The sequence below is a fragment of the Streptomyces sp. NPDC057249 genome (genome assembly GCF_042669245.1).
In the GTDB taxonomy this organism is placed as follows: Bacteria; Actinomycetota; Actinomycetes; order Streptomycetales; family Streptomycetaceae; genus Streptomyces.
On sequence record NZ_JBHUXS010000013.1, the window covers coordinates 85,796 to 112,171 of the forward strand.

Here is a 26,376-nt window from a genome sequence, read left to right on the forward strand (position 1 = left end):
GCCGCTCTCAGAACTGCCGTGTCACTTGGCGGGCTTCAGCTGGGTGAGCGTTTCAAAGCCGCCCATCTCCAGCCAGTTGCGCCACATCGCGGGGGCGGACTTGGGCGCGCCGGGCGCGTCCGAGGGCCAGTTGGTCCAGGTGCCGGTGGTGGACTGGGCCCACAGGCCGTTGTACCAGAGGGGGATGACGGGCATCTCCTTCAGCTGGATGGCCTGGATCTGGGAGATGACCTTCTTCATGCCCTCGGTGTCGTCGGTCTTCACCGCGCCGAGCTCCTGGACGAGCTTCCAGGCTTCCTCGTTCTCGTAGCGGCCGAAGTTGACGGTGTTCTGCTGCTTCTGGACGGGCAGCTGGAACATGTACTCGTAGTACGTCCACGGGGTGCTGGAGAGCTGGCGCTCGTTGTTGACGACGAGGTCGAAGTCGCCCTTGCCGCGCTGCTCGTTGAGGGCGTTGGCGTCGGGGAACTCGGTGGTGATCTTGATCCCGGCGGCCTTGGCGGACGAGGCGATGACCTTGGCCGCCTCCATCCAGTCGGTCCAGCCGGTGGGCACGGCCAGCTTCAGGCTGATCTTCGAGCCGTCCTTGTTCTCCACCAGGCCGTCGCCGTCGGTGTCCTTGTAACCGGCGTCCGCGAGGATCTGCTTGGCCTCGGCGGTGTCGAAGGTGAAGCCCTCGCTCGCGACGAGGCCCTTGTCGATGTACGTGTCCCACTGCGGGAGCAGCCCGGTCGGGTCGGCGCCCTTGACCAGGCCCCCGTACACGCCCTTGACGATCTTCCCGGTGTCCACGGAGGCGGCGAGCGCCCTGCGGAAGGCGGCGTCGTCCATCGGCTTCTTCGTGGTGTTGGGCACCAGCCAGGCGGTGTTGGCGGAGAGCATGTAGGGCGGTTCGTCGTAGTACGAGACGACCTTCTTGCTCTTGACCAGGGAGGCGGCGCCGGGCAGGAAGTTGTTGCTCAGGTCCAGCTGGTTCTGGCCGAGCTGGCCGATGACGACCTCGTTGCTGGGGTTGGAGACGTCCACGATGTAGCGGGGCGCGGGCTTCATGGAGAGCGCCTTCACGCCCCACCAGTCGTCGCGCCGCTGCCAGACGACCCGGTCCTGGGTGTGGCTCTTCAGCGTGTACGCGCCGGTGCCGACGGGCTTGTCGTTGACGCCGTCCAGGACCTCCTTCTCGGAGCGTTCGCCCCAGATGTGTTCGGGGACGATGGGCTGCCCGTAGAGCGTGAAGTCCCACTCCTGGTAGCGGGCCTCCTTGAAGGTGAAGCGGACGGTGGTGGCGTCCACCGCCTCGGCGCCGGAGAGCCAGCTCCACAGGCTGTGGAAGGCGGACGCCTCGATCTTCCCGATTTCGTAGGAGTAGGCGACGTCCTTCGCGGTGAGGGGCTTGCCGTCGGACCACTTGATGCCGGGGCGCAGCTTCACCTCGTAGGTCTTGTCCCCGGTCCAGCTGCCCGACTCGGCGAGCCAGGGCGTCAGCTTGCCCGCGTTGGGGTCGAAGTGGAACAGGGTCTCGTAGACCAGGCCCTTGGTGCCGGTGGCGTGGTCCCAGTTGTGCAGCGGGTTGTAGTTGGCCGGCGGCCCCCACTGGGTGCCCGTGGTGTAGAGCGTCTCGTTACGGGGGAGGGCGCCGCCTCCCCCGCCGCCGGAGCCGCCCGAGCCACCCGATGAGCCGCCCCCCGTGCACGCGGTGGCGGCGAGTGCGATCACGGCGAGCGTGGCCGCGATCCGTCCCCGGAATCCCGTGCCCATCGTCCCTCCTTCTCCCCGCCGTCCCTGCCGAGCGGAGTTACTGAACCGGGTAAGTGCCGTGAAGTTAAGGCCGCCTCATGCCCCTGTCAAGAGTGCGGGAGCGCTCCCATTTCGTGTAAGGCACAGACGGGCCGAGCGGCCGCAGTCGCTGCCGGAAGCCGTGGGCACCCGCCCCGGCGGCTAGGATGTGCACGCTGCACGAACCGGTTAAGCGAGGTCACATGCCCAAGCACCGCCCCACGATCGCCGACATCGCGGCCCGCGCCGGGGTGTCCAAGGTCGCCGTGTCCTACGCGCTGAACGACCGGCCGGGGGTCTCCCCCGCGACCCGGTCCGCCATCAAGGCCATCGCGCAGGAGATCGGCTGGCGCCCCAACAGCGCGGCCCGCGCCCTCACCCGGGCCAGGGCCGACGCGGTGGGCCTCGCGCTGTGCCGGCCCGCCCGGCTGCTCGGCGCCGAGCCCTTCTTCATGGAGCTGATCAGCGGCATCGAGTCCGAGCTGTCGCCGCGCGGCTGCGCCCTGCTCCTCCAGGTCGTCACGGACCCGGCCCAGGAGCTGGAGGTCTACCGCCGGTGGTGGGGCGAGGGCCGGGTGGACGGCGTCTTCCTCACCGATCTGCGCGGCGCCGACCCCCGCATCGAGGGGGTCGCCGGACTCGGCCTGCCCGCCGTGGCGATCGGCCATCCCTCGGCGGCCGGTCCGCTGCCCGCCGTCTGGTCCGACGACGCGGCGGCGGTCCGCGACACCTTCGCGTATCTCGCCGCCCTCGGCCACCGCTCGGTCGCCCGGGTCGCCGGGATGCCGGAGCTGAACCACACCGCCCTGCGCGACCGGGCCCAGCACGAGGTCTGCGCCGAACTGGGCCTCGGTGAGCCCGTCGTCGTGCACACGGGCTACTCCGGCGACGACGGGGCGCACGCCACCCGCCGCCTGGTCAGCGCGCCCGGGCGGCCCACCGCGATCGTGTACGACAACGACATCATGGCCGTCGCCGGGCTGTCGGTCGCCCAGGAGATGGGGCTCGACGTGCCGGGCGACCTCTCGCTCGTCGCCTGGGACGACTCCCAGCTCTCCCGGGTCGTCCGGCCCCCGCTGACGGCGCTGAGCCGCGACATCCCGGCGTACGGGGGCCTCGCGGCCCGGACCCTGCTGTCCCTGGTCGCGGACGGTGGCGCGGAGGGGTCCGAGGACAGGACGGCCCGCCTGGTGCCGCGCGGGTCGACGGGGGCGCCGAGGAAGACCCCGTAGACCGCACGGGGCCGGATGTCATACCCGAGGAGGACGCCGGCGGGCGGATCATGCGACTCAAGAGGGCCCCGGGAACGGGCACCGGGAGTGACGACCGGTGGCCGTCCGGCGGGGACGATGGAGCGGTACCCCCGACCCGGGGCCGACGCCGACGCGGCGGGCCGCCGGGCGGGCCCCCTCCCGTACGCACCCCACCCTGGAGTCTGCTGTGACCACCATGTCCACCGCTCACCGCGCCACCGCGGTGGCCGCCCGCGCCACGGAACTGTCCAAGGTCTACGGCGAGGGCGAGACCCGCGTGACCGCTCTCGACCGGGTCACCGTGGACTTCCCGCAGGGCGAGTTCACCGCGATCATGGGCCCGTCCGGCTCCGGCAAGTCCACGCTGATGCACTGCGTCGCCGGGCTCGACAGCTTCAGCAGCGGTTCGGTGCGCATCGGCGAGACGGAGCTGGGCGCGCTCAAGGACAAGCAGCTCACCCAGCTCCGCCGGGACAAGATCGGCTTCATCTTCCAGGCGTTCAACCTGCTGCCGACGCTCACCGCCCTGGAGAACATCACGCTCCCCATGGACATCGCCGGCCGCAAGCCGAACCAGGAGTGGCTGCACCGGGTCATCGACATGGTGGGCCTCGCCGACCGGCTGAAGCACCGCCCCACCGAGCTCTCCGGCGGCCAGCAGCAGCGCGTGGCGGTGGCCCGCGCCCTGGCCTCGCAGCCCGAGATCATCTTCGGGGACGAGCCGACCGGCAACCTCGACTCCCGCTCCGGCGCCGAGGTCCTGGGCTTCCTCCGCAACTCCGTGCGCGAACTCGGCCAGACCGTCGTGATGGTGACCCACGACCCGGTCGCCGCCTCCTACGCGGACCGGGTCATCTTCCTGGCGGACGGCGCGATCGTCGACCAGATGATCCACCCCACCGCCGACGGGGTGCTGGACCGGATGAAGGCGTTCGACGCCAAGGGCCGCACCAGCTGAGCCGGCCCGCACCGGCGCTTCGTACCTCTTCCTCCGGCCCTCCGTTCCCGGGGCCGGCAGACACCCAGGACTGACAGACATGTTCCGTACCGCCCTGCGCAACGTGCTCGCGCACAAGGCCAGACTGCTGATGACGATCCTCGCCGTGATGCTCGGTGTAGCCTTCGTCTCCGGCACCCTGGTCTTCACCGACACCCTCGGCAACGCCTTCCGCAACCAGTCGGCCAAGAGCTACGACGACATCGCCGTCGCCGTGACCACCTACGCCGACCAGCGCGACAAGGAGACCGAGGCCGTCGACGAGGCCACCCTGAAGAAGATCCGGGCCCTGGACGGCGTCGCGTCCGCCACCGGCCGGGTCGACGGCTTCGCCGGGGTCGCCGACCCCGACGGCAAGCTCATCGGCAACGGCTGGTCCAACACCGGCTCCAACTTCGCCCCCGGCGAGGACGGCCGGGACCCCGCGTACGACTTCACCTCGGGCAAGGGCCCCGTGGAGCCCGGCGGTGTCGCGCTCGACAAGGACACCGCGCGGAAGGGCGAGTACGAGGTCGGCGACACCGTACGCGTCGCCACGAACGGGCCGGTGAAGGAATACACCCTGACCGGGATCTTCACCACCGAGGACGGCGCGGTCAACGCCGGCGGCAGCCTGGTCCTCTTCGACACGCCCGTCGCCCAGAAGCTGTTCCTGCGCCCCGGCGAGTTCAAGGACGTCTCCGTCGCCGCCGCGCCCGGCGCCTCCGACGAGAAGCTGCTGGCGGCCGTGAAGCCGCTGCTGCCGAAGGACGCCGAGGCGGAGACCGGCAAGGTCCGCGCGGACAAGCAGGCCGAGGACATCGAGTCGGAGCTCAGCGACCTCAACAAGCTGCTGCTCGCCTTCGCCGGTGTCGCCCTCTTCGTCGGCGTCTTCCTGATCGCCAACACCTTCACCATGCTGGTCGCCCAGCGCACCAAGGAGCTGGCCCTGATGCGCGCCGTCGGCGCGTCCCGCCGCCAGGTCAAGCGCTCGGTGCTCCTGGAGGCGGCCGTGGTCGGCCTCATCGCCTCCGTCGTCGGCTTCGCGGTGGGCCTCGGCCTCGCGACCGGGCTGCGCTCCGCGATGAGCCTGCTCGGCGGCAAGATCCCGGCCGGACCGCTGGTGATCTCCCCGGTCACGGTGATCGCCGCGTTCGCCGTGGGCGTCCTGATCACCGTCCTCGCCGCCTGGCTGCCGGCCCGCCGGGCCGCGAAGATCCCGCCGGTCGCCGCGATGAACAGCGCGCACGCGGTGGCCACGGTCAAGTCCCTCGTCGTGCGCAACACCATCGGCGGCGTCATCACGCTGCTCGGCACGGCGGCGATCGTCGGCGGCGCGGCCAAGGCCGGGTCGGACGGCCAGCTGCTCATCGCGGGCGGCACGTTCGTCGCGCTGATCGGCGTCATCGTCCTCATCCCGCTGCTGTCCCGCCCGGTGATCGCCCTGGTGCGCCCGCTGCTGCGGCGGCTGTTCGGGGTCTCCGGCAAGCTGGCCGCGCAGAACGCCGTCCGCAACCCCCGGCGCACCGGCGCCACCGCATCCGCGCTGGCCATCGGCCTCACCCTCGTCACCGGGATCTCGGTGCTCGGCGTCACCCTCGGCCAGGCGGTCGACAAGGTGACCACGGACAACGTCAAGGCCGACTACGTGGTCTCGATGGCCAGCGGTGGCCCGCTCGACGAGGCGGCGCTGACCGCCCTGGAGAAGGCCGACGGCGTCACCGCCGCCTCGCCCCAGCAGGCCGTCTGGCTGACGATCGGCGGGCAGGGCGTCTCGGCGTCCGGCGTCACCCCGGGCGACGTGCAGCAGGTGCTCACCATCGACACCGTGGCCGGCTCACTGGACACCCTGGAGAAGGGGCAGATCGCGGTCGCGGAGAAGACCGCGAAGTCGCACGGTTGGAAGCCCGGGGACACCGTCTCGGTCACGTACGACGACAAGCAGAAGGAGACGCTGAAGGTCGGCGCGCTCTACGAGGACAACGAGTTCCTCTCGCCGGTCCTGGTCCCCCGCGCCACCGTCGCCCCGCACGAGGGCAAGGGCGACATCCAGGAGGTCTGGGTCAAGACGGACGGCGGCGCGAGCGCGGCCAACGAGCAGGCGCTGGTGGACGCGCTGGGCGACAACCCGGGCATGAGCATCATGGACCGTCAGGACATCCGGGACATGTTCGGCGGCGGCGTCAACCTCGCGATGAACATCATGTACGGCCTGCTCGGCATGGCCCTGATCATCGCGGTGCTCGGGGTCGTCAACACCCTGGCCATGTCGGTGTTCGAGCGCCAGCAGGAGATCGGGATGCTGCGGGCGATCGGCCTGGACCGGCGCCGGGTCAAGCGGATGATCCGGCTCGAAGCGGTCGTGATCTCGCTGTTCGGCGCGCTCGTCGGCATCGGGCTCGGGCTGTTCCTCGGCTGGGCGATCGGGCAGACCGTCGCCGCGGAGATCCCGCAGTACGTGCTGGTGATCCCCTGGGGTCGGATCGCGGTCTTCCTGCTCCTGGCCGGTGCCGTGGGCGTGCTCGCCGCCCTGTGGCCCGCCCGCAGCGCCGCCAGGCTCAACATGCTGACGGCCATCAAGACCGAGTGACCGCAGCGGTACGGGGAAGGGGCCGGTGTCCGCGGACACCGGCCCCTTCCGTGCGTGCTCCCGTGCTCCGCGCCGCTCAGGCGGTCGCGTCGGCCTTCCAGGCGCGGGCGCGCAGCGGCATGCGCGAGGCGCCGTCCGGCTCCGGGCGCACCGCGAGGATCTGGTTGACCCCGATCTTGTTGCGCTCGAAGGAGAGGGCGGACGCGGCCATGTAGAGCCGCCAGACCCGGGCCCGGCCGGGCGAGACCATCTTCACGGCGCTCTCCCAGCCCCGCTCCAGGTTGGCGACCCACTGGCGCAGGGTCAGCGCGTAGTGCTCGCGCAGCGCCTCGACGTCACGGGCCTCGAAGCCGGCTTCCTCCAGGATGGCGAGGGTCCGGCCGACCGGGGCCAGTTCCCCGTCCGGGAAGACGTACGCGTCGATGAACGCGTCGATCTCGTACGCCGACTCGTCCTTCTCCGGGCGGCGCCCGATCTGGTGGTTGAGGAGGCGTCCGCCGGGCTTGAGGAGGGCGAAGAGGTCGTCGGCGTACTCCCGGTAGCGGACGGAGCCGACGTGCTCCGCCATGCCGATGGACGAGATGGCGTCGTAGGGTCCGTCCCGGACGTCCCGGTAGTCCTGGACCCGGATCTCCACCCGGTCGGTCAGGCCCTCGTCGGCGATGCGCTTGCGGGCGTAGGCGGCCTGTTCGGTGGAGAGGGTGACGCCGGTGACGCGGGCGCCGTACTCGCGGGCGGCGTGGATGGCCATGGAGCCCCAGCCGCAGCCGACGTCCAGCAGGCGGTCGCCCTCCTTGAGGGCCAGTTTGCGGCAGACGAGGTCGAGCTTGTCGCGCTGGGCGCCCTCCAGGGTTCCGGCGTCCTCCCAGTAGGCGCAGGAGTAGACCATGGACGGACCCAGAACCAGTTCGTAGAAGTCGTTGCCCACGTCGTAGTGGTGGCTGATGGCCTCCTTGTCGCGGCGTCTGGTGTGCAGGGTGCCGCTGCGACGGCGCACCTCCTCGGGCGGCGGCGCGGGCGGCAGCCAGGGCCCGGACAGCTTCAGCAGGTCGGCGGCGGCGGCGCGCACCTTCGGGTCGCGCAGCGCCTGGAGACCACCCGGCGCGTCGGGGCCGCGTTCCCAGATGAGCCCGGCCATCAGGTCCAGGGCCTCGTAGAGGTCGCCCTCGATGTCGAGCTCGCCGGCCACCCAGGCACGGGCCAGGCCCAGTTCGCCCGGCTTCCACAGCAGCCGGCGCAGGGCCCGGCGGTTCCTGATGACGAGGACCGGGGCCCCGGGCGGTCCGGATTCGCTGCCGTCCCAGGCCCGGACGCGGACCGGCAGGGGTTGGCCCAGCAACTGCTGGGCGAGAGCGGTCAGCCGCAATGCGGCGTCAGCCATGGCGCACACCTCCGTGACGGTGTTTCCCGACGTGCCCAGACATGCCCACACATGTCCCGGACCACGCCCCCGGCACCCGGGGCGCCTCGGCGTGGTACATCCCCCATAACAGTCTGCGACGGCTCCGCCATCCCGCTACCGGGCAAGGGAACGGCAAAAAGGGTGCACGCCGCACCCATCCGCCGGGGGTGCGGCCCGTGCCCGTACGCCGCCCGCTCGCACCCGGATACGCCGAAGGGGCCGCCCGCACCACGGATGGCGGACGGCCCCTTCGGGCGTCGTACTGCGGCCGTTGCGGCCTCGCGGAGCTAGGAGGCCTTGGCCTTCTCGCCCACGGGCTTGGCGGCGGCCGGCGCGGGGGCCGGCTTGGCGGCCTCGTAGAACTCCTCGCGCGGCGTCTCCATGGCGCCGAGGGAGACGACCTCGCGCTTGAGGAACATCGCGAGGGTCCAGTCGGCGAAGATCCGGATCTTGCGGTTCCAGGTGGGCATCGCCAGACCGTGGTAGCCACGGTGCATGTACCAGGCGAGGCGGCCCTTGAGCTTGATCTTCATCTTGCCCATGACGATCATCGCCACGCCCTTGTGCAGGCCGAGGCCGGCGACCGCGCCCTTGTTGGCGTGGCTGTAGTCGCCCTGCGGGAAGCCGCGCATCCCGGAGATGACGTTGTCGCCGAGGACCTTGGCCTGACGCAGCGCGTGCTGGGCGTTCGGCGGGCACCAGGCGTTGGGGTTGCCCGCCTTGCGGCCGACCATGTCCGGGACCTGGGCGTTGTCGCCCGCGGCCCAGATGTAGTCGGTGCCCTGCACCTGGAGCTTCTCGGTGGTGTCCACGTGGCCGCGGGGGCCGAGCGGCAGGCCGAAGCGGGCCAGCGCCGGGTTCGGCTTCACACCGGCGGTCCACACGATGGTGTTGGAGTCGACCTCGAGGCCGTTCTTCAGCACCACGTGGCCGTCGACGCAGGAGTCCATGGAGGTCGAGAGGAAGACCTCGACACCACGGGACTCCAGGTGCTCGCGGCCCCAGGTCCCGAGCTTCGGACCGACCTCGGGAAGGATCTTGTCGGCGGCGTCGACGAGGATGAAGCGCATGTCCTCGCGCTTCACGTTCGTGTAGTACTTCGCCGCGTCGCGGGCCATGTCCTCGACCTCGCCGATGGTCTCCGCACCGGCGAACCCGCCGCCCACGAAGACGAAGGTGAGGGCCCGGCGGCGGACGTCCTCGTCGGTCGTGGAGTCGGCCTTGTCCAGCTGCTCCAGGACGTGGTTGCGCAGGCCGATGGCCTCCTCGATGCCCTTCATGCCGATGCCCTGCTCGGCGAGGCCGGGGATCGGGAAGGTGCGGGAGACCGCGCCGAGCGCGATGACCAGGTAGTCGAAGGGCAGCTCGTAGGCCTCGCCGACGAGCGGCGCGACCGTGGCGACCTTGCGGTCCTGGTCGATGGTCGTGACCCGCCCGGTGAGCACCTCGGCCTTGGGCAGGACGCGTCGCAGCGGGACGACGACATGCCGGGGCGAGATGCTGCCGGCGGCAGCTTCGGGGAGGAAGGGCTGATAGGTCATGTACGACCGGGGGTCGACGACCGTGACGGTCGCCTCGCCGTAGCGCATCTTCTTGAGGATGCGCCGAGCTGCGTACAGACCTACGTACCCACCGCCTACTACGAGGATCCTGGGACGCTCCGTGGTGCTCATGCCATCGAGTATCCACCCCACTCGGGGGGCATGCTCGTGAGCCCCTTCACAAGGTTGTGGCCACCCTCTGCTATAGTTCGCCGCTCACGTGACCCAGGTCATGACCCGCACCGGGAACCCCGTTACCGTGGTGAACGTTGTTCACCGCCTGCGAGCTGGCCCTTGGCCCTCGGCCCCGGACGGAGGGCCTTCCCGGCCCGCTCGGCCGCGCCCCTCCCGGAACCCTTCGGTCCGGCCCTCGAGTGACCCCGCTCACCCCCGGCGCGACCCATCCGGGGCAGAAGACCGGCCCGGGGTGGGCAATTCCTTGTGAAGAAGTTCACGAAGTTGGTGGCGAGGCGGCCCGGAAGGCGCCCCACCAGGCACGTCCCGCCCACTCAACAGTGCGGGCGGGACGACGCATGAGCGCCCGGCTCAGGCCAGCGAGAAGGCGATTCCATCCAGAATGTCGTGTTCGCTCACCACGACCTCGCGCGCCCCGGTCCGCTCCATCACGGCCTGGAGGATCAGCGCACCGGACGGGATCACGTCGACCCGGCCCGGGTGCATGGCACCGAACGCCGCCCGCTCCGCATGGGTCGAGGCCAGCAGGTGGGCGGTGATCTCCCGGACCTGCTCCAGGGAGACGCGGGAGTGGTGGATCGCCTCGGAGTCGTACTCCTTGAGCCCCAGGGCTATCGCGGCCACCGTGGTGACCGTCCCCGCCAGGCCCACCAGCGTGGCCGCCGAGGCGAGCGGGACGGTCTCCTCCGCCAGGTCCAGGGCGGCGGCCACGTCGGCGCGGACCGCCTCGATCCGCTCGGGCGGCGGGGGATCGGCCACGACGCCGTCCCGCACGAGGTGGCGCTCGGTCATCCGGACGCAGCCGATGTCCACGGACCGGGCGGCCCGTACCCGGTCGTCGCCCACGACGAGCTCGGTGGAGCCGCCGCCGATGTCCACGACCAGGTACGGCTTCGCGAGGTCGTCGCGCCCGGTCAGCTCCTTGGTGGCCCCGGCGAACGAGAACGCGGCCTCCTGGTCCCCGCTGATCACCTCCGGCTCGACGCCCAGGATGTCCAGCACCCCGCGCACGAAGTCGTCCCGGTTCTCGGCGTCCCGGGAGGCGGAGGTGGCGACGAAGCGCACCCGCTCGGCACCGTGCTCCTCGATCACCGCCGCGTACCGCCGGCAGACGGCGAACGTGCGCTCCAGCGCCTCGGGGGCGAGCCGGCCGGTCCGGTCGACGCCCTGCCCCAGCCGGACGACCTCCATGCACCGGGCGTACTCGACGAGTTCCCCGGTGACCGGGTCGGCGTCCGCGACCAGCAGGCGGATCGAGTTGGTGCCGCAGTCGATGGCGGCCACGCGTGTCATGTCTGCCGCCCCCTCAGCCCTCGTCCGTGCCCTGCTCGCCGCACGGCGACACGCACGGACCCTTGCGCCACCACTCCGGAAGCATCGCGATCGCCTCGTCGCCCAGCGGGTTGACACCGGGACCGGCCGCCAGCGAGTGTCCGACGAGCACGTGCAGGCACTTCACCCGGTCCGGCATGCCGCCGGCGCTCGGGAAGCCCTCCAGCACCTCGATGGCGTCGCGCCGCGCGATGTAGTCCTCGTGCGCCGCCCGGTAGGCCGCCGCCAGCTCGGGATCGGTGCCCAGGCGCTCGGTCATCTCCTTCATGACCCCGTTCGCCTCCAGCGTGCCGATTGCGGACGCGGCGCGCGGGCACGTCAGGTAGTACGTCGTCGGGAACGGCGTGCCGTCCTCCAGCCGGGGCTGCGTCTCGACCACGTCCGGGTTGCCGCACGGACAGCGGTGCGCGATGGCGCGCAGCCCGCGCGGCGGGCGGCCCAGCTGCTGCCGGAACGCGGCGATGTCCGCCTCGGTGGGGACGGTGGGCTCGGTCTGGGGAGGGGGCGTTTCCATGCCTGCCTAGGGTGCTGATCGGACTGCTCGAACCGCGGGTTCTGCAGAGGTACGGGGGTGGGTACGGCCGTCAGCCGCGGTCGGCGCTGTCCACGCCGTCCCACAGGTTGGAGTGCCAGGGCCGGTCCGTCTCGGCCGGCTTCCCGTCGCGCTCCTTGGCCGCGTCGGGGTCGACCACGGTGTAGCCGGTCTCCCCGGGAAGAACGTAGTGCAGGTGCTCGCGGGCCAGCCGCTTGATGTACGCGTCGTCCTGGAGCCGGGCCTTCTGGTCCCGCAGCTCCTCGGTGCGCGCCTCGGCCTCCCTCGCCTGCCTGCGCTGGTCGGCGATCTCGTCGCGCTGCGACACGTACTGCCGCATCGGGTACGCGAGGGCGACGACCAGGGAGCAGACGACCAGGGCCAGGAAGGCGGCCCGGCCGGTGAGCCGGGAGCGGCGGGCCTGGCGCCGGTTCTGGGACCGGTAGACGCGGGCCGCGGTCTGCTCACCGAGCAGCCGCAGCCGGGTCGCGGTGGAGAACCGGTCCCGGTCCTTCACGGCCATGTTCCCGCCTCCCCATTACGACGTCCGTCCCCGCACACGGTACGTGACCGGACGCGGGGACGGACGGAGGCGGGGACACCCGCGGGGGGCGTCAGCCCTTGCCGTGTTCGTCAGTTCGCAGAGCGAAACCGCGGGAACGCCGAGCGGCCCGCGTACACCGCGGCGTCGTCGAGGATCTCCTCGATGCGCAGCAGCTGGTTGTACTTGGCGACGCGGTCCGAGCGGGCCGGGGCGCCGGTCTTGATCTGACCGCAGTTCACGGCGACGGCGAGGTCGGCGATGGTGACGTCCTCGGTCTCGCCGGAACGGTGCGACATCATGCACTTGAAGCCGTTGCGCTGGGCCAGCTCGACGGCGTCCAGGGTCTCGGTCAGCGAACCGATCTGGTTGACCTTGACGAGCAGGGCGTTGGCGGAGCCCTCCTCGATGCCGCGGGCCAGGCGCTCCGGGTTGGTGACGAAGAGGTCGTCGCCGACGATCTGGACCTTGGCGCCCAGCTTGTCGGTGATGACCTTCCAGCCGGCCCAGTCGTCCTCGTACAGCGGGTCCTCGATGGAGACCAGCGGGTACGCGGAGACCAGCTCCTCGTAGTACTCGGTCATCTCGGCGGCCGAGCGGGACTTGCCCTCGAACTCGTACGAGCCGTCCTTGTAGAACTCCGAGGCGGCGACGTCGAGCGCGAGCGCGATGTCCTTGCCCGGGGCGTAACCGGCCTCCTTGATGGCCTCGATGATGAGGTCGAGGGCGGCGCGGTTGGACTCCAGGTTCGGCGCGAAGCCGCCCTCGTCGCCGAGGCCGGTGGACAGGCCCTTGGTCTTCAGGACCTTCTTCAGCGTGTGGTAGACCTCGGCACCCCAGCGCAGCGCCTCGGAGAAGGACTCGGCGCCGATGGGCGCGATCATGAACTCCTGGATGTCCACGTTGGAGTCGGCGTGCGAGCCGCCGTTCAGGATGTTCATCATCGGAACGGGCAGCAGGTGCGCGTTCGGGCCGCCGAGGTAGCGGAACAGCGGGAGGTCGCTGGCCTCGGAGGCGGCGTGGGCGACGGCGAGGGAGACGCCGAGGATGGCGTTGGCGCCGAGCGAGCCCTTGTTCTCCGTGGCGTCCAGGTCGAACATCGCCTGGTCGATGAGGCGCTGCTCGGTGGCGTCGTAGCCGACGAGCTCCGGGCCGATCTGCTCGATCACGGCGAGGACGGCCTTCTCGACGCCCTTGCCCTGGTAGCGGTTGGGGTCGCCGTCACGAAGCTCAATGGCCTCGAACGCGCCGGTGGAGGCGCCGGACGGAACAGCAGCACGACCGGTGCTGCCGTCGTCGAGGCCGACCTCGACCTCGACCGTGGGGTTGCCCCGGGAGTCGAGGATTTCCCGGGCTACGACGACGTCGATGGACGGCACGAGGCATCTCCTTCTGGGATATGACGCTGGTTGTGCAGGGTCGCTTTGGCCTTGCCACAAGAGCCTAACCGGCCCGGCCGTCTGCGTCGGCCGACCGCCCGTCCCCTGGGACGAAAAAGGACCCAAGGGCGGGCGTACCGGGGCGAAAGGGCAAATATTTACTGACCGGTAACTACAACAGTTGAACGATCACGGGGGCCGTCCCGCCCCGGAACCGGCGTGCCCCGGCCCGGCACACACGGGGGGAGAGTGCGTGCCGGGCCGGGGCGGCCTGAGCGGTCAGCGAGGAGGGACCGCGTTACTTCGTCAGGTGGAGCTGCTGGCCCGGGTAGATCAGGTCGGCGTCCTGGACGATGTCCTTGTTCAGCTTGAACAGCCGCTCCCAGCCACCCTTGACGTGGTGGTCGGCGGCGATCTTGCTCAGCGTGTCACCGGCGACGACCTTGTACTCGCCGTCACCCTTGGCGACGTTCTTGCCGGTGGGGGTGGTGACCGTCTTCTTCGGGGCGTCCGAGCGGTCGGAGCGGTTGGTGGCCGGGGCCTCCGTGCGCTCGGCCTTCTTCGGGGCGGCCTCCTGCTTGGGGGCGGCCTCCTGCTTCGCGGCACCGGAGCCGGTGTCGACGCCCGGGTCGACACCGTCGTTGGTCAGGTTGCCGGCACCGGCGCAGGCCCAGGCGCCCGGGCCCTGCATGTCGAGGAGCTTCTCGGCGGTGGCGATCTGCTGCGCCTTGGTGGCCAGGTCGGCGCGGGGCGCGTACTGCGTACCGCCGGCGGCGGCCCAGCTGGACTGGGAGAACTGCAGGCCGCCGTAGTAGCCGTTGCCGGTGTTGATCGACCAGTTGCCACCGGACTCGCACTGGGCGACGGCGTCCCACGTGGCGACGGAGGCGGCGGAGGCGTTGGTGGCGCCCATCAGCGGCACGGCGACGGCGGCACCGGCGACACCGGCGAGCGTGGCGACACGGACGGCCTTGGAGGGGCGGCGGTGCTTGTTGCCCTTGCGGTTGAGCAGCATCGAGTCTTCTCCTCACCGACGCCTGCGAGGTGAGCTGTCGGGTTCGGGCCAAGTGAGTTGCCCGGCCGCGCTCCTGGCGCGACTTCACCCCTAGCCGGTCCTGTCACGTCTCCCGACGATCAGGCCCAGCGCCTACCTGGGTCCCCCGCTCCTGCCTACGGCGCTTTCGCGTCTGTTCCCTCCGACCGACGGCAGGATTCGGCGTGACGGTCGACGGGGCCCGCGGTGCGAGCGGTTCCGACCGTAATCACACCCAACGGTCATATTCAAAGACGGACATACCGGATAATCATCCCGTAAGAGCATCCGACGAACCCTCGTTTGCGCAGGTCGGAACGGATGTGACCGGACCTCCCGGACAAGAAGCGTCAGTTCACGCAAAGAGACCCATGTCTCACTCGGTCAAAAGTGGGACATGGGCCTCTTAAACCACCCAAAGCGCAGGGGCCTCTAACGGCTCATCCGGCGCTCTCGGCGACCTTCTCCGGGGCCTGGCCGGCCAGACCCAGATCGAGGTTCTGGCCGGGCAGGATGAGGTCCGGGTCGGAGCCCACCTCGTCCTTGTTGGCCTCGTACAGCTCGGGCCAGCCGCCGGGCAGGTCCTGCGCGTCGGCGATCGCCCAGAGGTTGTCGCCCGGCCGTACGGTGTACGTGTCGTCAGCCGGCCGCGTGGCGCTGTCACGTGCGTCGCCGTCACCCCGCGAGGCGTGCCGGCCCGTGTCACGCCCGTCGGCCGCCCCGGAGGCGTCGTCGGCGGCCGGGGCGCCCCGGTGCTTGCCGCCCTGCGCCCGCGCGTCGTCCGTCGCGCTGCCGGACGGGTCCGCGGACGGGTCGGCCGGGGGCGTGCCGGACGGGTCGGCGGACGGAGTGCCGGACGGGTCGGCGGAGGGGTCGGCCGTCGGGGAGGCGGACGCCTCGCCCTTGCCGCTCTCCTCCGCGCTCCGGCCCGCGTGCTTGCCGGAGCTCCTGCCGGCCTCCTTGCCCGCGGCGGCCCCGTCGGCCGCCTCGTCCGAGGGGGTGGCCGAGGAGCCCGAGGAGGCGTCGTCCACCGGGTCGGTGCCGAGACCGGCGTCGAGGCCCGCGTCGGCGCTCCGGGCGGGCTCGTCCGCGTCCTCGTCGCCCGGGTCCACGTCCGCCGCGCCCGCGGCCCGGGTGAGCCCGGAGACCACCGCACAGCTCGGCCACGCCGTCGGGCCCTTGGCGGCCAGGACCCGCTCGGCGACCGCGATCTGCTGCGAGCGGCTGGCGAGGTCGGCACGCTCGGCGTACGCGTCGCCTCCGTACGCCTTCCACAGCTCCGGCGTGAACTGGAGGCCGCCGTACGAGCCGTTGCCGAGATCGGCGCTCCAGCTCCCGCCGCTCTCGCAGTCGGCCACCCGGTCCCAGGTCGAGGAGTCCGCCGCGTGTGCGCTCGCCGCGCCGAGCAGCGGGATGGCGATGGCCGAGCCGGTCACGCCTGCGGCGACGACGATGGCGGGTGCCTGACGAGGGCGGCGGTGTCTGCCGTTCGCGGAGCCCATGGGAGATGCCTTCCGTGTGACTGACAAGCGACTGGTGAGTCGAACGGTGAACCTAGCGAAACTCGAACGTGAGTCACAAGTCGATGCAGCAGAGATCACGTGGAAGTCACAGATTTGACGGGACGTCACTTCTCTCGGTGTGCGCACGTGTCGCCACGAAACCGCGTAGGCCACCAAACCTTCGGCATCACGGCGTTTTCCTGACGTCGAACGCCTCGCTGCGCATCTGCGGCGGAAGCCCGGCACCCGGCTGAATAGTCACGGTGAGCGGGGGCAGCATTGAATGCCGGTACGCCGCCACACCCCGACGGCCAGGGGATAGCTCCGGTCGTCGATGCGACCGTTCTGGAACCCGATCCTTCCGAGCGTCTCCATGAGCAGCCCGGCGCGCTCCTCGGACAGAATGGGCGGAACACCGATCCTGATCGGGTCACCGTGGACAGGGCTGCCGTCTTCGCGGAGCCGAGTGTTGTTCCTGCCGGCACCTCGGTCGGTCTTGCGATAGACGACGTAGCCGCGGTGGATGGTCCCGCTATGCAGGCGGTTGCGGAGATTCGCCGCACCCCACGGCAGACCGCTGCGGGTGAGAAGCCCTCTCGCGTTCAGCTCTTCGGACGCCTCGGAGATGTTCATGCCCCGGTCGACGATGCACTCGGTGGCAGCGTAGAGCACCCTGGACTCGTCATCATCGGTGACCAGAACACTGAACGTCTTCTGCCGCCCGCCTACCGCTGTCGTGTCCTTCGCGATCCTGTAGCCGTAGGGGGCGGGGCCGCCGGGCCAGCCGCCGTAGCTGATCTTCAGCTCGCGGCCGGCGCATGTCCGTTCCCTGATACGCCGCCACTCCATCTCGGCAAGGGTGATGTGGCGCATGAACTGGGACCAACCGGTCTCCGTGCTGGTGTCGATGTCCTCACTGGCCGAGAGGAGACCTGGTTCTGGTCTTCCAGACCGAAGCCGTCGACCTGCTCGCCGGTGGAGACGCGTGTGTACTTCGCCACGACGATCGCAGCTGATGCGGGCAGGCGTAGGCGTGCCACAATGGGCATGTTCAGTCCTCCGAGACTGTTCCGTCCCCGGGGTGTTGACGCACCGCCGGGAAGGGTTTCGGCCTCATGGCGCTCTACCAAGCGCTGTGAGGCCGGTGCCATTTTCCGAAGAGAATATGCTGCGCATACGAACCGTTTCTGAGGAAATGGGCGCCCCATCACTCGTTCGTGTGGGGTGATCGTCGACCAGTCCCCCGGTCGCCTCCGTCACGACCGGAGCCACGGGGCCGGATACCGTCGTCATGTGAACCGCACTCCGCCGCCCGAACTCTTCACCTGGGAGTTCGCCACCGACCCGTATCCCGCCTACGGCTGGCTGAGGGAGCACAGCCCCGTACACAGGACGACCTTGCCGAGCGGTGTGGAGGCATGGCTCGTTACCCGTTATGCAGACGCGCGGCAGGCGCTCGCGGACAGCCGTCTCTCGAAGAATCCGGCGCACCACGCGGAGGATGCCCAAGGCAAGAGCAAGACCGGCATCCCGGGCGAGCGCAGCGCCAATCTCATGACGCACCTGCTGAACATCGACCCGCCCGATCACACGCGACTGCGTCGGCTTGTATCCAAGGCGTTCACACCACGGACGATCGCCGCCTTCGGGCCCCGCGTGCAGGAGTTGACGGATCGGCTTATCGATGACTTCGCGGAAAGGGGAGAGGCGGATCTGATCCACGACCTCGCCTTTCCGCTTCCCATCTATGCCATCTGCGATCTGCTCGGCGTACCCGAGGAGGATCAGGACGACTTTCGGGACTGGGCAGGCATGATGATCCGGCACGGCGGCGGCCCGCGCGGTGGGGTCGCACGGTCCGTGAAGAAGATCCGCGCCTATCTCGCGGAACTGATCCACCGCAAGCGGAAGAACCCCGGCAACGACCTGATCTCAGCACTGATCCGGGCGAGCGACCACGGAGAACACCTCACCGAGAACGAGGCCGCCGCGATGTGCTTCGTGATCCTCTTCGCGGGTTTCGAGACGACCATCAACCTGATCGGCAACAGCGCGCACGCTTTCTTCCGGAACCCCTCGCAACGTGCCGTGTTCCAGAGCGCGGTCCAGCGAGGAGACGACCGCCTTCTGGACACCGCCATCGAGGAGCTGCTGCGCTTCGACGGGCCGGTGGAGCTGGCCACCTGGCGCTATGCCACGGAGCCGCTTGACATCGGAGGAACGCGGATTGGCCAGGGTGATCCCGTGCTCGTGGTTCTGGCGGCGGCCGATCGCGATCCGGCCCGGTTCCCCGAGCCGGACTCTCTCGATCTGTCCCGTCGGGACAACCAGCATCTCGGTTACGGGCACGGCATCCACTACTGCCTGGGGGCCCCGCTCGCACGGCTTGAGGGACGCACCGCGCTGGAAACCTTGTTCCGTCGCCTGCCCGACATACAGCTCGCCGTGGATCCGGGTGACCTTCGGTGGCGAGGCGGTCTCATCATGCGTGGCCTCCGGACCCTGCCGGTGGAATTCGCGGCAGTGGATGCCAAGACGGGATAGCGAAGGGCCGCCGGGGCTGTCGTTCACTCCCCGACGTTATCCGGTGCCCTCCGCCGTCCGGATCGCGTCCCGGTACGCGCGTCCCGCGGCGCGCAACGCGGCCTCCGGGTCGACGCCCTCCTCCTGGGCGCGTACGGCGAGGGCCAGGAGGCGGTGGCCGATGTCGTCGCCCTCGGGGAGCGGCACGTCGATGCCGGCGGTACGGGCCCGGCCCGCGAGCTTCGCGGCGAGCGCGAGGGCGGGCTGGCCGAGCGGGACGCCGTCGGTGACCGATTCCCGCTGCTTCTCGATCGCCTTGGTGCGCAGCCAGTGGGCGTGGACGTCCTCCGGCGTCTCGGCGGTCTCGTCGCCGAAGACGTGCGGGTGGCGGTGGATCAGCTTCTCGATGAGCGTGCCGGCGACGTCGTCCACGGAGAACGGCTCCTCCTCATCCTCCTCCGCGATGCGCGCGTGGAAGACCACCTGGAGCAGCACGTCCCCGAGCTCCTCGCGCAGCTCCTCGCGGTCGCCGGCCTCGATCGCCTCCACCAGCTCGTACGCCTCCTCGATGGCGTACTTGGCGAGGCCCTCGTGGGTCTTCTGCGAGGTCCACGGGCACTCGGCCCGGATGCGGTCCATGATCTGGACGAGGTCGAGGAGGCGGGCGCCCGGCAGGTCGTACGAGCCGGGCAGCAGCTCCAGGTCGGGCATCCGCACCCGTCCGGAGCCGGCCAGCCGGGCCAGGCCGTCGGTGAGCGGCTGGTTGCCCGCGCCGCCGGTGAGGACGACCACGGTCCGGCCGCCCGCGCAGGCGTCCACGAGTTCATGGGCGTCCGGGACGCCCGGGGTGACGGTGACGCCGGCCTCGCCGAGATACGGCAGCTGCGGCTGCTCCGGCTCGCCGCAGCGCACCTCGTCGGCGCCGTGCAGCGCCTGCCAGGCGGGCCAGGACAGCAGTCCGGGCGCGACCCGGTGGCTGACGGTGAGCAGGACGATGCGGCCGGGGTCTTCAGCGTTCACGCCCCGAATCTACCCCGGCCGTCCGAGGAGGCTCAGGCCCCGGCCCCGGCTGCCGCCTCGGCGGGCTTGGTGACCTGGGAGATCCACGGGGCCTTGTAGTCGGCCAGCTGGATCTGCTGGTCGTCCCAGGTGCCGTAGCGGGGGTTGACGTCGACGTTCAGCGCCTTGGACGCCTTGGTCAGCGCGTCGCCGATGGCCTTGGTGCCCTCGGGAGTGGAGGGGTCGGCGTCGAGGGCCTGGCCGAGCTTGGTGATCTGGATCTGCTCGCGCAGGAAGGCGTCGATCTGGCCCGGGGCCAGCCAGCGCTCCTGGAGGACGGCCTGCCGGAGCCCCTTCTCGCCGCGGTACTGCGCGACGGCCGACTGGCGCATCTGCTGGATCTCCGCGCGGCTCACCGTGACGCCCGCGTCCGCCGCGGCCCGGTCGAGGACGCGGTCCAGGATCAGCCCGTGCAGCTTGGCCCGGGCGAGCTGGCCGGACTGGTCGGTGAGCTGGGCGGAGTGGGCGGACGAGCCCTGCGCCTCGCGTACGTCGGCCACCTGCGCCTGCACGGTGGACACCGTGATCCGGTCGCCGCCCACGACGGCCGCGGCGCCGGGGTGGGCCTGGCTGCCGCAGGCGGTGAGGAGCGGCGCTGCGGCGAGCAGCGCGGCGGAGACGGTGAGCGCGGTGCGACGGCGGCGGTGCAAAGGAGCCTCCCGAGGAGATTGTGCGGCGGAGCACAAAGCCTTGCGGTGATCGATGTTAGGGAGTGGAACCGGTCCGGGCCACTGATTCGACCAACGATTCGGGAGGAGTTGGGGATGTGGTCTGCCGCCGGGCGGCTCACCCGACGCGTTCGGCCGCCTTCGGGGGTGCGTCCGGCCGCAGCATGATCGTGCGCGAGACCACGAACGTGATGGGGATGGCGGCCGCGGCGGCCACCAGCGGGGCGTAGCGGTCGCTGAATCCGGCCAGGCCGACCAGGAGGTAGACGCCGCCGGTGGTGATGACGAAGTTCGCCGCGTTGGTGAGCGGGAAGAGCAGGAACTTCCGCCAGGTGGGCCGGGTGCGGTACGTGAAGTACGAGTTCAGGAAGAACGAGCCGATCATGCTGAGCGCGAAGGCGACCACATGGGCGGCGATGTACGGCAGCCGGTGCAGCAGGAGCAGGTAGAGGCCGTAGTACGTGCCGGTGTTCACCGCGCCGACGAGGGCGAACCGTGCCATCTGTGCGGTGACCGTCATCGGCGCGCGAACTCCCGGGGCTCCGGCTCGGCGGTTTCGCGGGCCCGGGTGTTGGTGGCCTTCACCAGGTAGTGCGGGCGGCGCTTGACCTCGTAGTAGATGCGGCCGACGTATTCGCCGACGACTCCGGCGAGCACCATCTGGACGCCGGCGAGCGCGGTGACGACGACGAGCAGGGTGACGTAGCCGGGGGTGTCGACGCCCCGTACGAGGGCGACGCCGACGATCCAGGCGGCGTAGGCGAGGGCGACGGAGGTGAGGAGCAGGCCGAGGTAGAGGGCTGCGCGCAGGGGCTTGTTGTTGAAGGAGAGCAGCCCGTCCAGGCCGTAGTTGAGGAGCTTGCCGAAGGTCCAGGCGGAGCGGCCCTGTTCCCGTACGGCGTTCTCGTAACTGAACGTCGTGGTGGGGAAGCCGACCCAGGCGAAGAGGCCCTTGGAGAACCGGTTGTACTCGGTGAGGGAGAGCACGGCGTCGGCGGCGTGGCGGGACAGGAGCCGGAAGTCTCCGACCCCGTCGACCAGTTCGACGTCCACGAGGCGGTTGATCAGCCAGTAGTAGGCGCGGGCGGTGAGGGTGCGGGTGACGCGGTCGCCGGCGCGGGTGCGGCGGGCGATGACCTGGTCGTATCCCCGGGCGTGCTCCTGGAGCATGCGGCCGACCAGTTCCGGCGGGTGCTGGAGGTCGGCGTCCATCAGGACGACGGCGTCCCCCTCGGCGTGCTGGAGACCGGCCAGCATGGCGGCCTCCTTGCCGAAGTTGCGGCTGAAGGAGACGTAGCGGACACGCGCGTCGGCGGTGGCCAGCTCCTGGACGAGGGGCAGGGTCCGGTCGGCGCTTCCGTCGTCGACGTACACGACCTCGAACGCGTGCCCCAGGCGGGACATTTCGTCCGTGACGCGTTCATGGAAGCGTTCGAGGATCTCTTCCTCGTTGTAGCAAGGCACCACCAGCGAGATCAGCACCCATGTACATCAACCGGTCGATGTGTCGCCTTCCGGAGCCCGGTGTGGCCGGTGGACGGCCATCGGGTGAACGGCCCGTCCCGGGTCTCAGCCGCCCCGGACCTCCATCTGCCGTTCCAGTCGGCGGCGCAGGTCGGCGGGCAGCGGGTGGTGCGGGCCGTAGGCGCGCTCGGTGTCGTACAGGAGGGACTGGAGCTGGGCGCGCGCGTTCGCGTGGTCGCCGAGGGCGAGCAGCAGCTGTCCGATGCGGTGCCGGATCTCGTACGAGCGTGCCGGGTCGTTGCCGGTGGCGTACTGGTTCTCGTAGTACGGCAGGACGGCGCGGTACTCCGCGAGCGCCGCGGCGGGTTCGCCGAGCTGTTCCAGGCACTGGGCGACGTCGCAGCGGTGGCCGAGGGTCTGCGGGTCGGCGGGGCCCGCCTCGGCCGCCCGGTCGTCGGCGAGCCGGCGCAGTTCGGGCAGGGCGCGGCGGTACTGGCCGTCGTCCATGAGGGTCGCCGCGTACTGCTTGCGCAGGATGCGGACCACCGGGGAGCCGGCTCCGTGCTGCTCGGCGGCGACCGGGAGGAGCCCGCCGAGCATGTCCACGGCCTGGGTGATGCGCCCCTCGCCGAGGAGCCGCTTGACCTCGTCCACGGCGGCGGCGACGTCGGTCCGGGCGGGCGGGGCGGCGGGCACGGCCGGCGGCGGGACCGCGGCGCGGTCGGGCCAGGGGGCGTGCGGGCGCAGGAACGGGCGGGTGGGGTCGAGCGGCCCGGCGGGCGGCCGGGAGCCGCGCGCGGGCAGCAGCGGGGCGAGGTGTTCGTACACCTCCTGGGCGCTGGCCGGGCGGTGCTGGGGGTCCTTGGCGAGCAGCCGCAGCACGAGCGCTTCCAGTGCCTCGGGGGTGTCGGGCCGGATGCGGCGGACCGGCAGGGGCGGTTCGTACAGGTGCCGGTGGAGCACGCCGAGGGCGGTGGACCCGGCGAACGGCACGTCGCCGCTGAGCAGTTCGTGCAGGAGGACACCGAGGGCGTAGAGGTCGGTGTACGGGCCGACCGCGCCGCCCATGGCCTGCTCGGGGGCCATGTAGGCCGGGGAGCCGATGGGCGAGCCGGTGTTGGTGAGGCGGGTGGTGTCGGTGTCGAGGACGGAGGCGACGCCGAGGTCGAGGACGAGCACGGTGCCGTCCGGACGGACCATCACGTTGCGGGGCTTGAGGTCGCGGTGGACGATCGGCACGGCGTGCACGGCGCTGAGGACGGCGCACAGCTGCGCGGCCACCGCCACGGCCCAGGGCCAGGGGTAGGGGTCGTGCTCGGCGAGGTGGTCACCGAGGTCGGCGCCCTCCACGTACTGCATGACGAGGAACAGGTCGTCGCCGTCGCTGCCGGCGTCGTGCACGGTGACCAGGCCGGGGTGGTCCACCTGTGCGGTGACCCGGCACTCGCGGACGAAGCGGCGGCGCAGCTCGTCGGCGGCCTCGCTGCCGATGGGTCCGGTGACCCGGTCGGGGCGCAGCAGCTTGACCGCGACCCGGCGGTCGAGGCGCTGGTCGTAGGCAGTCCAGACCTGGCCCATGCCGCCCTGGCCGAGGATCGTCGCCAGCTCGTACCGCCCGCCGATCAGACGGCCGCTCACCGGCCCCCCTCCTTGCGCAGGTAGTCGCTCAGCTCGTCCAGCTCGGCGCGGACCTGGTCGATGCGCTGGGGCGGCGCGGGGTGCTGCGGGGCGGGGCGGGCGTCCTCGGGCTGGGGGCAGCGCGTGAGCGGGAGCGGGTAGGGGTGCTGCTGCCCGGGGTGCGGCGGATAGGGCTGCGGCTGTCCGTACGGCGGTGTGGGCACGGTGGTCAGGTACGCGTGCCCGGGGCCCGGCTGCGGGAAGCCCGCGGTCTTCCCCGTCAGCCGCGCGTAGAAACGCACATCGGCGACGAGGTAGTGCGCACAGGCACCCGCCAGCGCCAGGAGCAGCAGCGGGATGAACACGTTGTCGACGCCGTTCGGCTCCGGGTTCGCGTCGTCCCTGCCGAGGATGGGCAGCAGCACGCAGACGAACACGAAGCCGGCGCCGGCCGTCCACCAGTCGAGGGCCCGGCGGCGGACGAACGCCAGCCGGAGCAGCGGCGCCCACAGGAGCAGGCCGAGGGAGCAGACGGCGAGCAGCGGGAACAGCACGCGCATGGCGACGATCCAGGCCCTGCCGGGGACCCGGCGCGGCGCCGTGGGCGGAAGACCCTGGGCGTACATGGCTGCTCCTGGATTGCCTGGTCGTGAAACGTCCGCGCGCACACGGGCGTGCGTGCGGCTCCGAGCGTAAGGGGCGACACCGACAGAGGGCCCGGGGTTGTACGGAACCGTTGTGGTTCCGGTCACTCCGGCGTGACCGTACCGTCCGTCAGGCCGTCGTAGAGGCCCTGGACGAGCTGTCCGCCGAGCCGTCCGGCGAGGCGCAGCGCGTCCTCGAACGCGGCGAGCGCGCGGAACCGTTCGCCGTAGCGCCGCTGCTCCGCCAGGGGCAGGCGCGGCAGTTGGAGGCGGCGGGCGTCGAGCCGGGTGGCGGTGGAGGCGTGGCTGCTGGCCTGCCGGTTGTTGGTGGTGCCGCGCAGGAAGCCGGCGAGGAACCAGGGGTCGAGCACGGCCGGGTCGGGGCGCAGCAGCTGGAGGTTGCGGCCGAGCGCGGCACCCGCGGTGGCCTCGTCCACGACCCGGACGACGGTGACGCCGCCGAGCACGGGCACGACGACGTCGCCCGCCGCGACGAGGACGGGCTCCTCGGGGGTGCCGCCGGCGGCCGGGGTGCCGGAGGGCGGGGCGGAGCCCAGCACGTCGTGCTCGGTGAGGACGGGGCCGGTCCCGGTGCCCGCGCCGCCGTGGCGGAGCTGGAGGGCGCCGGCCCGGGCGAGTTCGCCGATGGTGGTGACCGGGCGGTGCACGGGCGCGGCGGGGGCGGGGGGCGGCGGGGCGAGGTCCGTGGCGAGCCCGAGGGTCCTGGTCAGCCGCTCCCGTACGCCGGCCAGCTCGGCGGGTCCGCCGGTGGCGGCGGGGGACGGGAGGTGGCGGGCGGGGGCGAGGTCGACGTCGTCGTCGAGGAGTTCGATGACGGGGACGGTGCGGGCGGCGGCGCCGGGAGGGGTTTCCGGCTGTTCGCCCGTGCGGGCTCCGCCCGATCCGTCGTACGTGTGCCAGGCGTCGAGCACGGCCCGGCGCAGGGCCGGCCGGTCGAGGCGGTCCCGGCCGCCACCGGTGGCCTGCTCGGCGGGCTCGGCGGTGTCGATCAGCAGCAGTTCGGGGTTGGGCCGCGGCTGGGCGCCGGGCCTGCGGAGCACCCACAGGTGGAGCGGGATGCCGTACGGGGGTGCGGCGCCGGCCGGGAGCGCGATGACGGCGCGCAGGGCGCCCCGGCGCAGGAGGTCGGCGCGGATGCGGCGGCCGGAGCGGCGCGACGCGGCGGCGGGCGGCATCAGGAGGACGGCGGTGCCGCCGTCGCGCAGCCGGGCCAGCGCGTGCTGCACCCAGGCGAGTTCGGACTCGGTGCGGGCCGGGAAGCCGTACTCCCAGCGGGGGTCGTAGGCGAGTTCGTCGTGGCCCCAGTTGCGCTCGTTGAACGGCGGGTGGCAGAGCACGGCGTCGGCGGCCAGCCGGGGGAAGGCGTCGGTGCGCAGGGTGTCCCCGGTGCGCACGTCGACCGTGCGGCCGGCGGGGGTGGTGCGCGGGGTGTCCGCGGTGCGCAGGACGAGGCGGAGTGCGGTGACGGCGGCGAGGCCGGGGTCGCTCTCCTGGGCGTGGAGGGCGGTGGGGGCGGTGGCCTCGGTGCTTCCCGAGGCGTCCGCCGCGCCGAGGGCCGCGGTGAGCAGGGCGCCGGTGCCCGCCGCCGGGTCGAGCACGGTGCGCACGTCCGGTCGGCCGGTGCCGGCCAGTTCCGCCATCAGTTCGGCGAGACCGGGCGGGGTCAGCGTGTACTGGCGCGGGTTGGCGTCGAGCTGACGGCCGAGCAGGAACTCGTACGTCTCGCGGACGCCGGTCTCGGCGGCCAGCTCGGCGGCGCCGCGCAGCAGCGGCACGGACGGCAGGAGTTCGGCGCGGTCCGGGGTGCGGACGGCGCGTCCGTTCCCGGCGGGTCCGAAGCGGTCGGCGAGGGCGTCGTCCAGCGCGAGGGAGAGCACCCCGGCCATCCGTTCGTCGGAGACGCCGGTGATCTCCCGCCAGGCGGCGGGGCTGCGGTGCACCAGGAGCAGGGCGCAGCCGGTGTGGACGAGGGCGGTGACGGGGCCTGCCGGGTGGCCGGCCAGCTGCTGCCAGACGCGTTCGCGGAGGGGGACTTCGACCAGCTTTCCCTGGTCGCGCAGCCACCGTTCGACCTCGGGCAGGGCGAAGGACGGGCTGGTCTCGGTGCCGCCCACGGGCTGGGGGAAGTCCGCGTGCCGACGGCGCCAGTTGCTGACGGCGGCGCGCCCCACGCCCGCCAGGCGGGCGATCCCGGCGGCGGTCACCTCTGTCGCGTTCTCCGGCACTTGCTGTCTCCCTGTGCTGTACCGCTGGCGGGTCGGGGTGAGCATACCGACCCGTTCACAGCAGCGCACTCGCCACCGATTCACGGCGTGCACGAACCCGTTTCGC

At 71.5% G+C, this 26,376-nt stretch carries 21 protein-coding genes and 1 riboswitch; of the genes, 4 read left to right on the forward strand and 17 right to left on the reverse strand.

The features are described 5' to 3' along the window. Positions 1-21: 21 nt before the first annotated feature. Complete coding sequence (locus ACFUJY_RS23695) at positions 22-1,755, reverse strand: ABC transporter substrate-binding protein (RefSeq protein ID WP_383302917.1); 1,734 nt, start codon at positions 1,753-1,755, stop codon at positions 22-24. A gap of 221 nt (positions 1,756-1,976) precedes the next feature. Here ACFUJY_RS23695 and ACFUJY_RS23700 point away from each other — a divergent pair, with 221 nt between their 5' ends. From ACFUJY_RS23700 to ACFUJY_RS23710, 3 genes are all read left to right on the forward strand, one after another. Beyond that, on the forward strand, positions 1,977-3,005 hold the full coding sequence (locus tag ACFUJY_RS23700; RefSeq protein WP_383302920.1) for a LacI family DNA-binding transcriptional regulator: 1,029 nt from the start codon (positions 1,977-1,979) through the stop codon (positions 3,003-3,005). 208 nt (positions 3,006-3,213) lie between these two features. Beyond that, a complete protein-coding gene (locus ACFUJY_RS23705; RefSeq protein WP_383302923.1) occupies positions 3,214-3,984 on the forward strand; it encodes an ABC transporter ATP-binding protein in 771 nt (256 codons plus the stop codon). Between the two features lie 79 nt (positions 3,985-4,063). Beyond that, positions 4,064-6,592: an ABC transporter permease gene (locus ACFUJY_RS23710; RefSeq protein WP_383302925.1), complete on the forward strand. Its 2,529-nt coding sequence runs from the start codon at positions 4,064-4,066 to the stop codon at positions 6,590-6,592. Between the two features lie 76 nt (positions 6,593-6,668). Here ACFUJY_RS23710 and ACFUJY_RS23715 read toward each other — a convergent pair whose 3' ends face one another. The 9 genes from ACFUJY_RS23715 to ACFUJY_RS23755 form a co-directional block, all read right to left on the reverse strand. Then, the gene (locus ACFUJY_RS23715) at positions 6,669-7,973 is read right to left on the reverse strand and encodes a class I SAM-dependent methyltransferase (RefSeq protein WP_383302927.1); all 1,305 of its coding nucleotides are present in this window, start codon (positions 7,971-7,973) and stop codon (positions 6,669-6,671) included. A gap of 308 nt (positions 7,974-8,281) precedes the next feature. Next, positions 8,282-9,667 carry an NAD(P)/FAD-dependent oxidoreductase gene (locus tag ACFUJY_RS23720; protein WP_383302930.1) on the reverse strand — a complete coding sequence of 462 codons (1,386 nt, stop codon included), beginning with the start codon at positions 9,665-9,667 and terminating at the stop codon, positions 8,282-8,284. A gap of 414 nt (positions 9,668-10,081) precedes the next feature. Then, a complete protein-coding gene (locus ACFUJY_RS23725; protein ID WP_383302932.1) occupies positions 10,082-11,023 on the reverse strand; it encodes an exopolyphosphatase in 942 nt (313 codons plus the stop codon). 13 nt (positions 11,024-11,036) lie between these two features. Continuing rightward, a complete protein-coding gene (locus tag ACFUJY_RS23730) occupies positions 11,037-11,576 on the reverse strand; it encodes a DUF501 domain-containing protein (RefSeq protein ID WP_383302934.1) in 540 nt (179 codons plus the stop codon). 70 nt (positions 11,577-11,646) lie between these two features. Next, positions 11,647-12,117: a septum formation initiator family protein gene (locus tag ACFUJY_RS23735; protein WP_383302936.1), complete on the reverse strand. Its 471-nt coding sequence runs from the start codon at positions 12,115-12,117 to the stop codon at positions 11,647-11,649. A 110-nt stretch (positions 12,118-12,227) separates the two neighbouring features. Beyond that, complete coding sequence (eno, locus tag ACFUJY_RS23740) at positions 12,228-13,514, reverse strand: phosphopyruvate hydratase (RefSeq protein WP_164641804.1); 1,287 nt, start codon at positions 13,512-13,514, stop codon at positions 12,228-12,230. A gap of 298 nt (positions 13,515-13,812) precedes the next feature. Beyond that, on the reverse strand, positions 13,813-14,529 hold the full coding sequence (locus tag ACFUJY_RS23745) for a transglycosylase family protein (protein WP_383302939.1): 717 nt from the start codon (positions 14,527-14,529) through the stop codon (positions 13,813-13,815). Between the two features lie 4 nt (positions 14,530-14,533). After that, positions 14,534-14,702: riboswitch (cyclic di-AMP (ydaO/yuaA leader) on the reverse strand. Between the two features lie 285 nt (positions 14,703-14,987). Continuing rightward, a complete protein-coding gene (locus ACFUJY_RS23750; protein ID WP_383302942.1) occupies positions 14,988-16,049 on the reverse strand; it encodes a transglycosylase family protein in 1,062 nt (353 codons plus the stop codon). 258 nt (positions 16,050-16,307) lie between these two features. Further along, a complete protein-coding gene (locus tag ACFUJY_RS23755; protein WP_383302945.1) occupies positions 16,308-16,922 on the reverse strand; it encodes a recombinase family protein in 615 nt (204 codons plus the stop codon). A 420-nt stretch (positions 16,923-17,342) separates the two neighbouring features. Here ACFUJY_RS23755 and ACFUJY_RS23760 point away from each other — a divergent pair, with 420 nt between their 5' ends. Beyond that, entirely contained in the window at positions 17,343-18,593 is a 1,251-nt protein-coding gene (locus ACFUJY_RS23760; RefSeq protein ID WP_383302947.1) for a cytochrome P450, read from the forward strand. Between the two features lie 36 nt (positions 18,594-18,629). On the opposite strand, the gene ACFUJY_RS23765 is transcribed toward ACFUJY_RS23760, so the two are convergent. The 7 genes from ACFUJY_RS23765 to ACFUJY_RS23795 all read right to left on the reverse strand — a co-directional run bounded on the left by ACFUJY_RS23765 (position 18,630) and on the right by ACFUJY_RS23795 (position 26,270). After that, positions 18,630-19,592, reverse strand: a complete 963-nt coding sequence (locus ACFUJY_RS23765; RefSeq protein WP_383302950.1) for a nucleoside triphosphate pyrophosphohydrolase — start codon at positions 19,590-19,592, stop codon at positions 18,630-18,632. A gap of 32 nt (positions 19,593-19,624) precedes the next feature. Continuing rightward, positions 19,625-20,281 carry a SurA N-terminal domain-containing protein gene (locus ACFUJY_RS23770; protein ID WP_383302953.1) on the reverse strand — a complete coding sequence of 219 codons (657 nt, stop codon included), beginning with the start codon at positions 20,279-20,281 and terminating at the stop codon, positions 19,625-19,627. A gap of 136 nt (positions 20,282-20,417) precedes the next feature. Beyond that, positions 20,418-20,819: a GtrA family protein gene (locus ACFUJY_RS23775; RefSeq protein WP_383302954.1), complete on the reverse strand. Its 402-nt coding sequence runs from the start codon at positions 20,817-20,819 to the stop codon at positions 20,418-20,420. Beyond that, the gene (locus ACFUJY_RS23780; protein ID WP_383302956.1) at positions 20,816-21,781 is read right to left on the reverse strand and encodes a glycosyltransferase family 2 protein; all 966 of its coding nucleotides are present in this window, start codon (positions 21,779-21,781) and stop codon (positions 20,816-20,818) included. Before ACFUJY_RS23780 ends, ACFUJY_RS23775 begins: the two co-directional genes overlap by 4 nt. A gap of 87 nt (positions 21,782-21,868) precedes the next feature. Further along, a complete protein-coding gene (locus ACFUJY_RS23785; RefSeq protein ID WP_383302958.1) occupies positions 21,869-23,401 on the reverse strand; it encodes a protein kinase in 1,533 nt (510 codons plus the stop codon). Beyond that, positions 23,398-24,006 (reverse strand): hypothetical protein, encoded by a 609-nt coding sequence (locus ACFUJY_RS23790; RefSeq protein ID WP_383302961.1) that lies wholly within the window; start codon positions 24,004-24,006, stop codon positions 23,398-23,400. The genes ACFUJY_RS23785 and ACFUJY_RS23790 overlap by 4 nt, the downstream gene beginning before the upstream one ends. Positions 24,007-24,128: 122 nt before the next feature. Then, positions 24,129-26,270, reverse strand: coding sequence for an N-6 DNA methylase (locus ACFUJY_RS23795; protein ID WP_383302964.1), 2,142 nt, complete (start codon positions 26,268-26,270; stop codon positions 24,129-24,131). Positions 26,271-26,376: the final 106 nt, after the last annotated feature.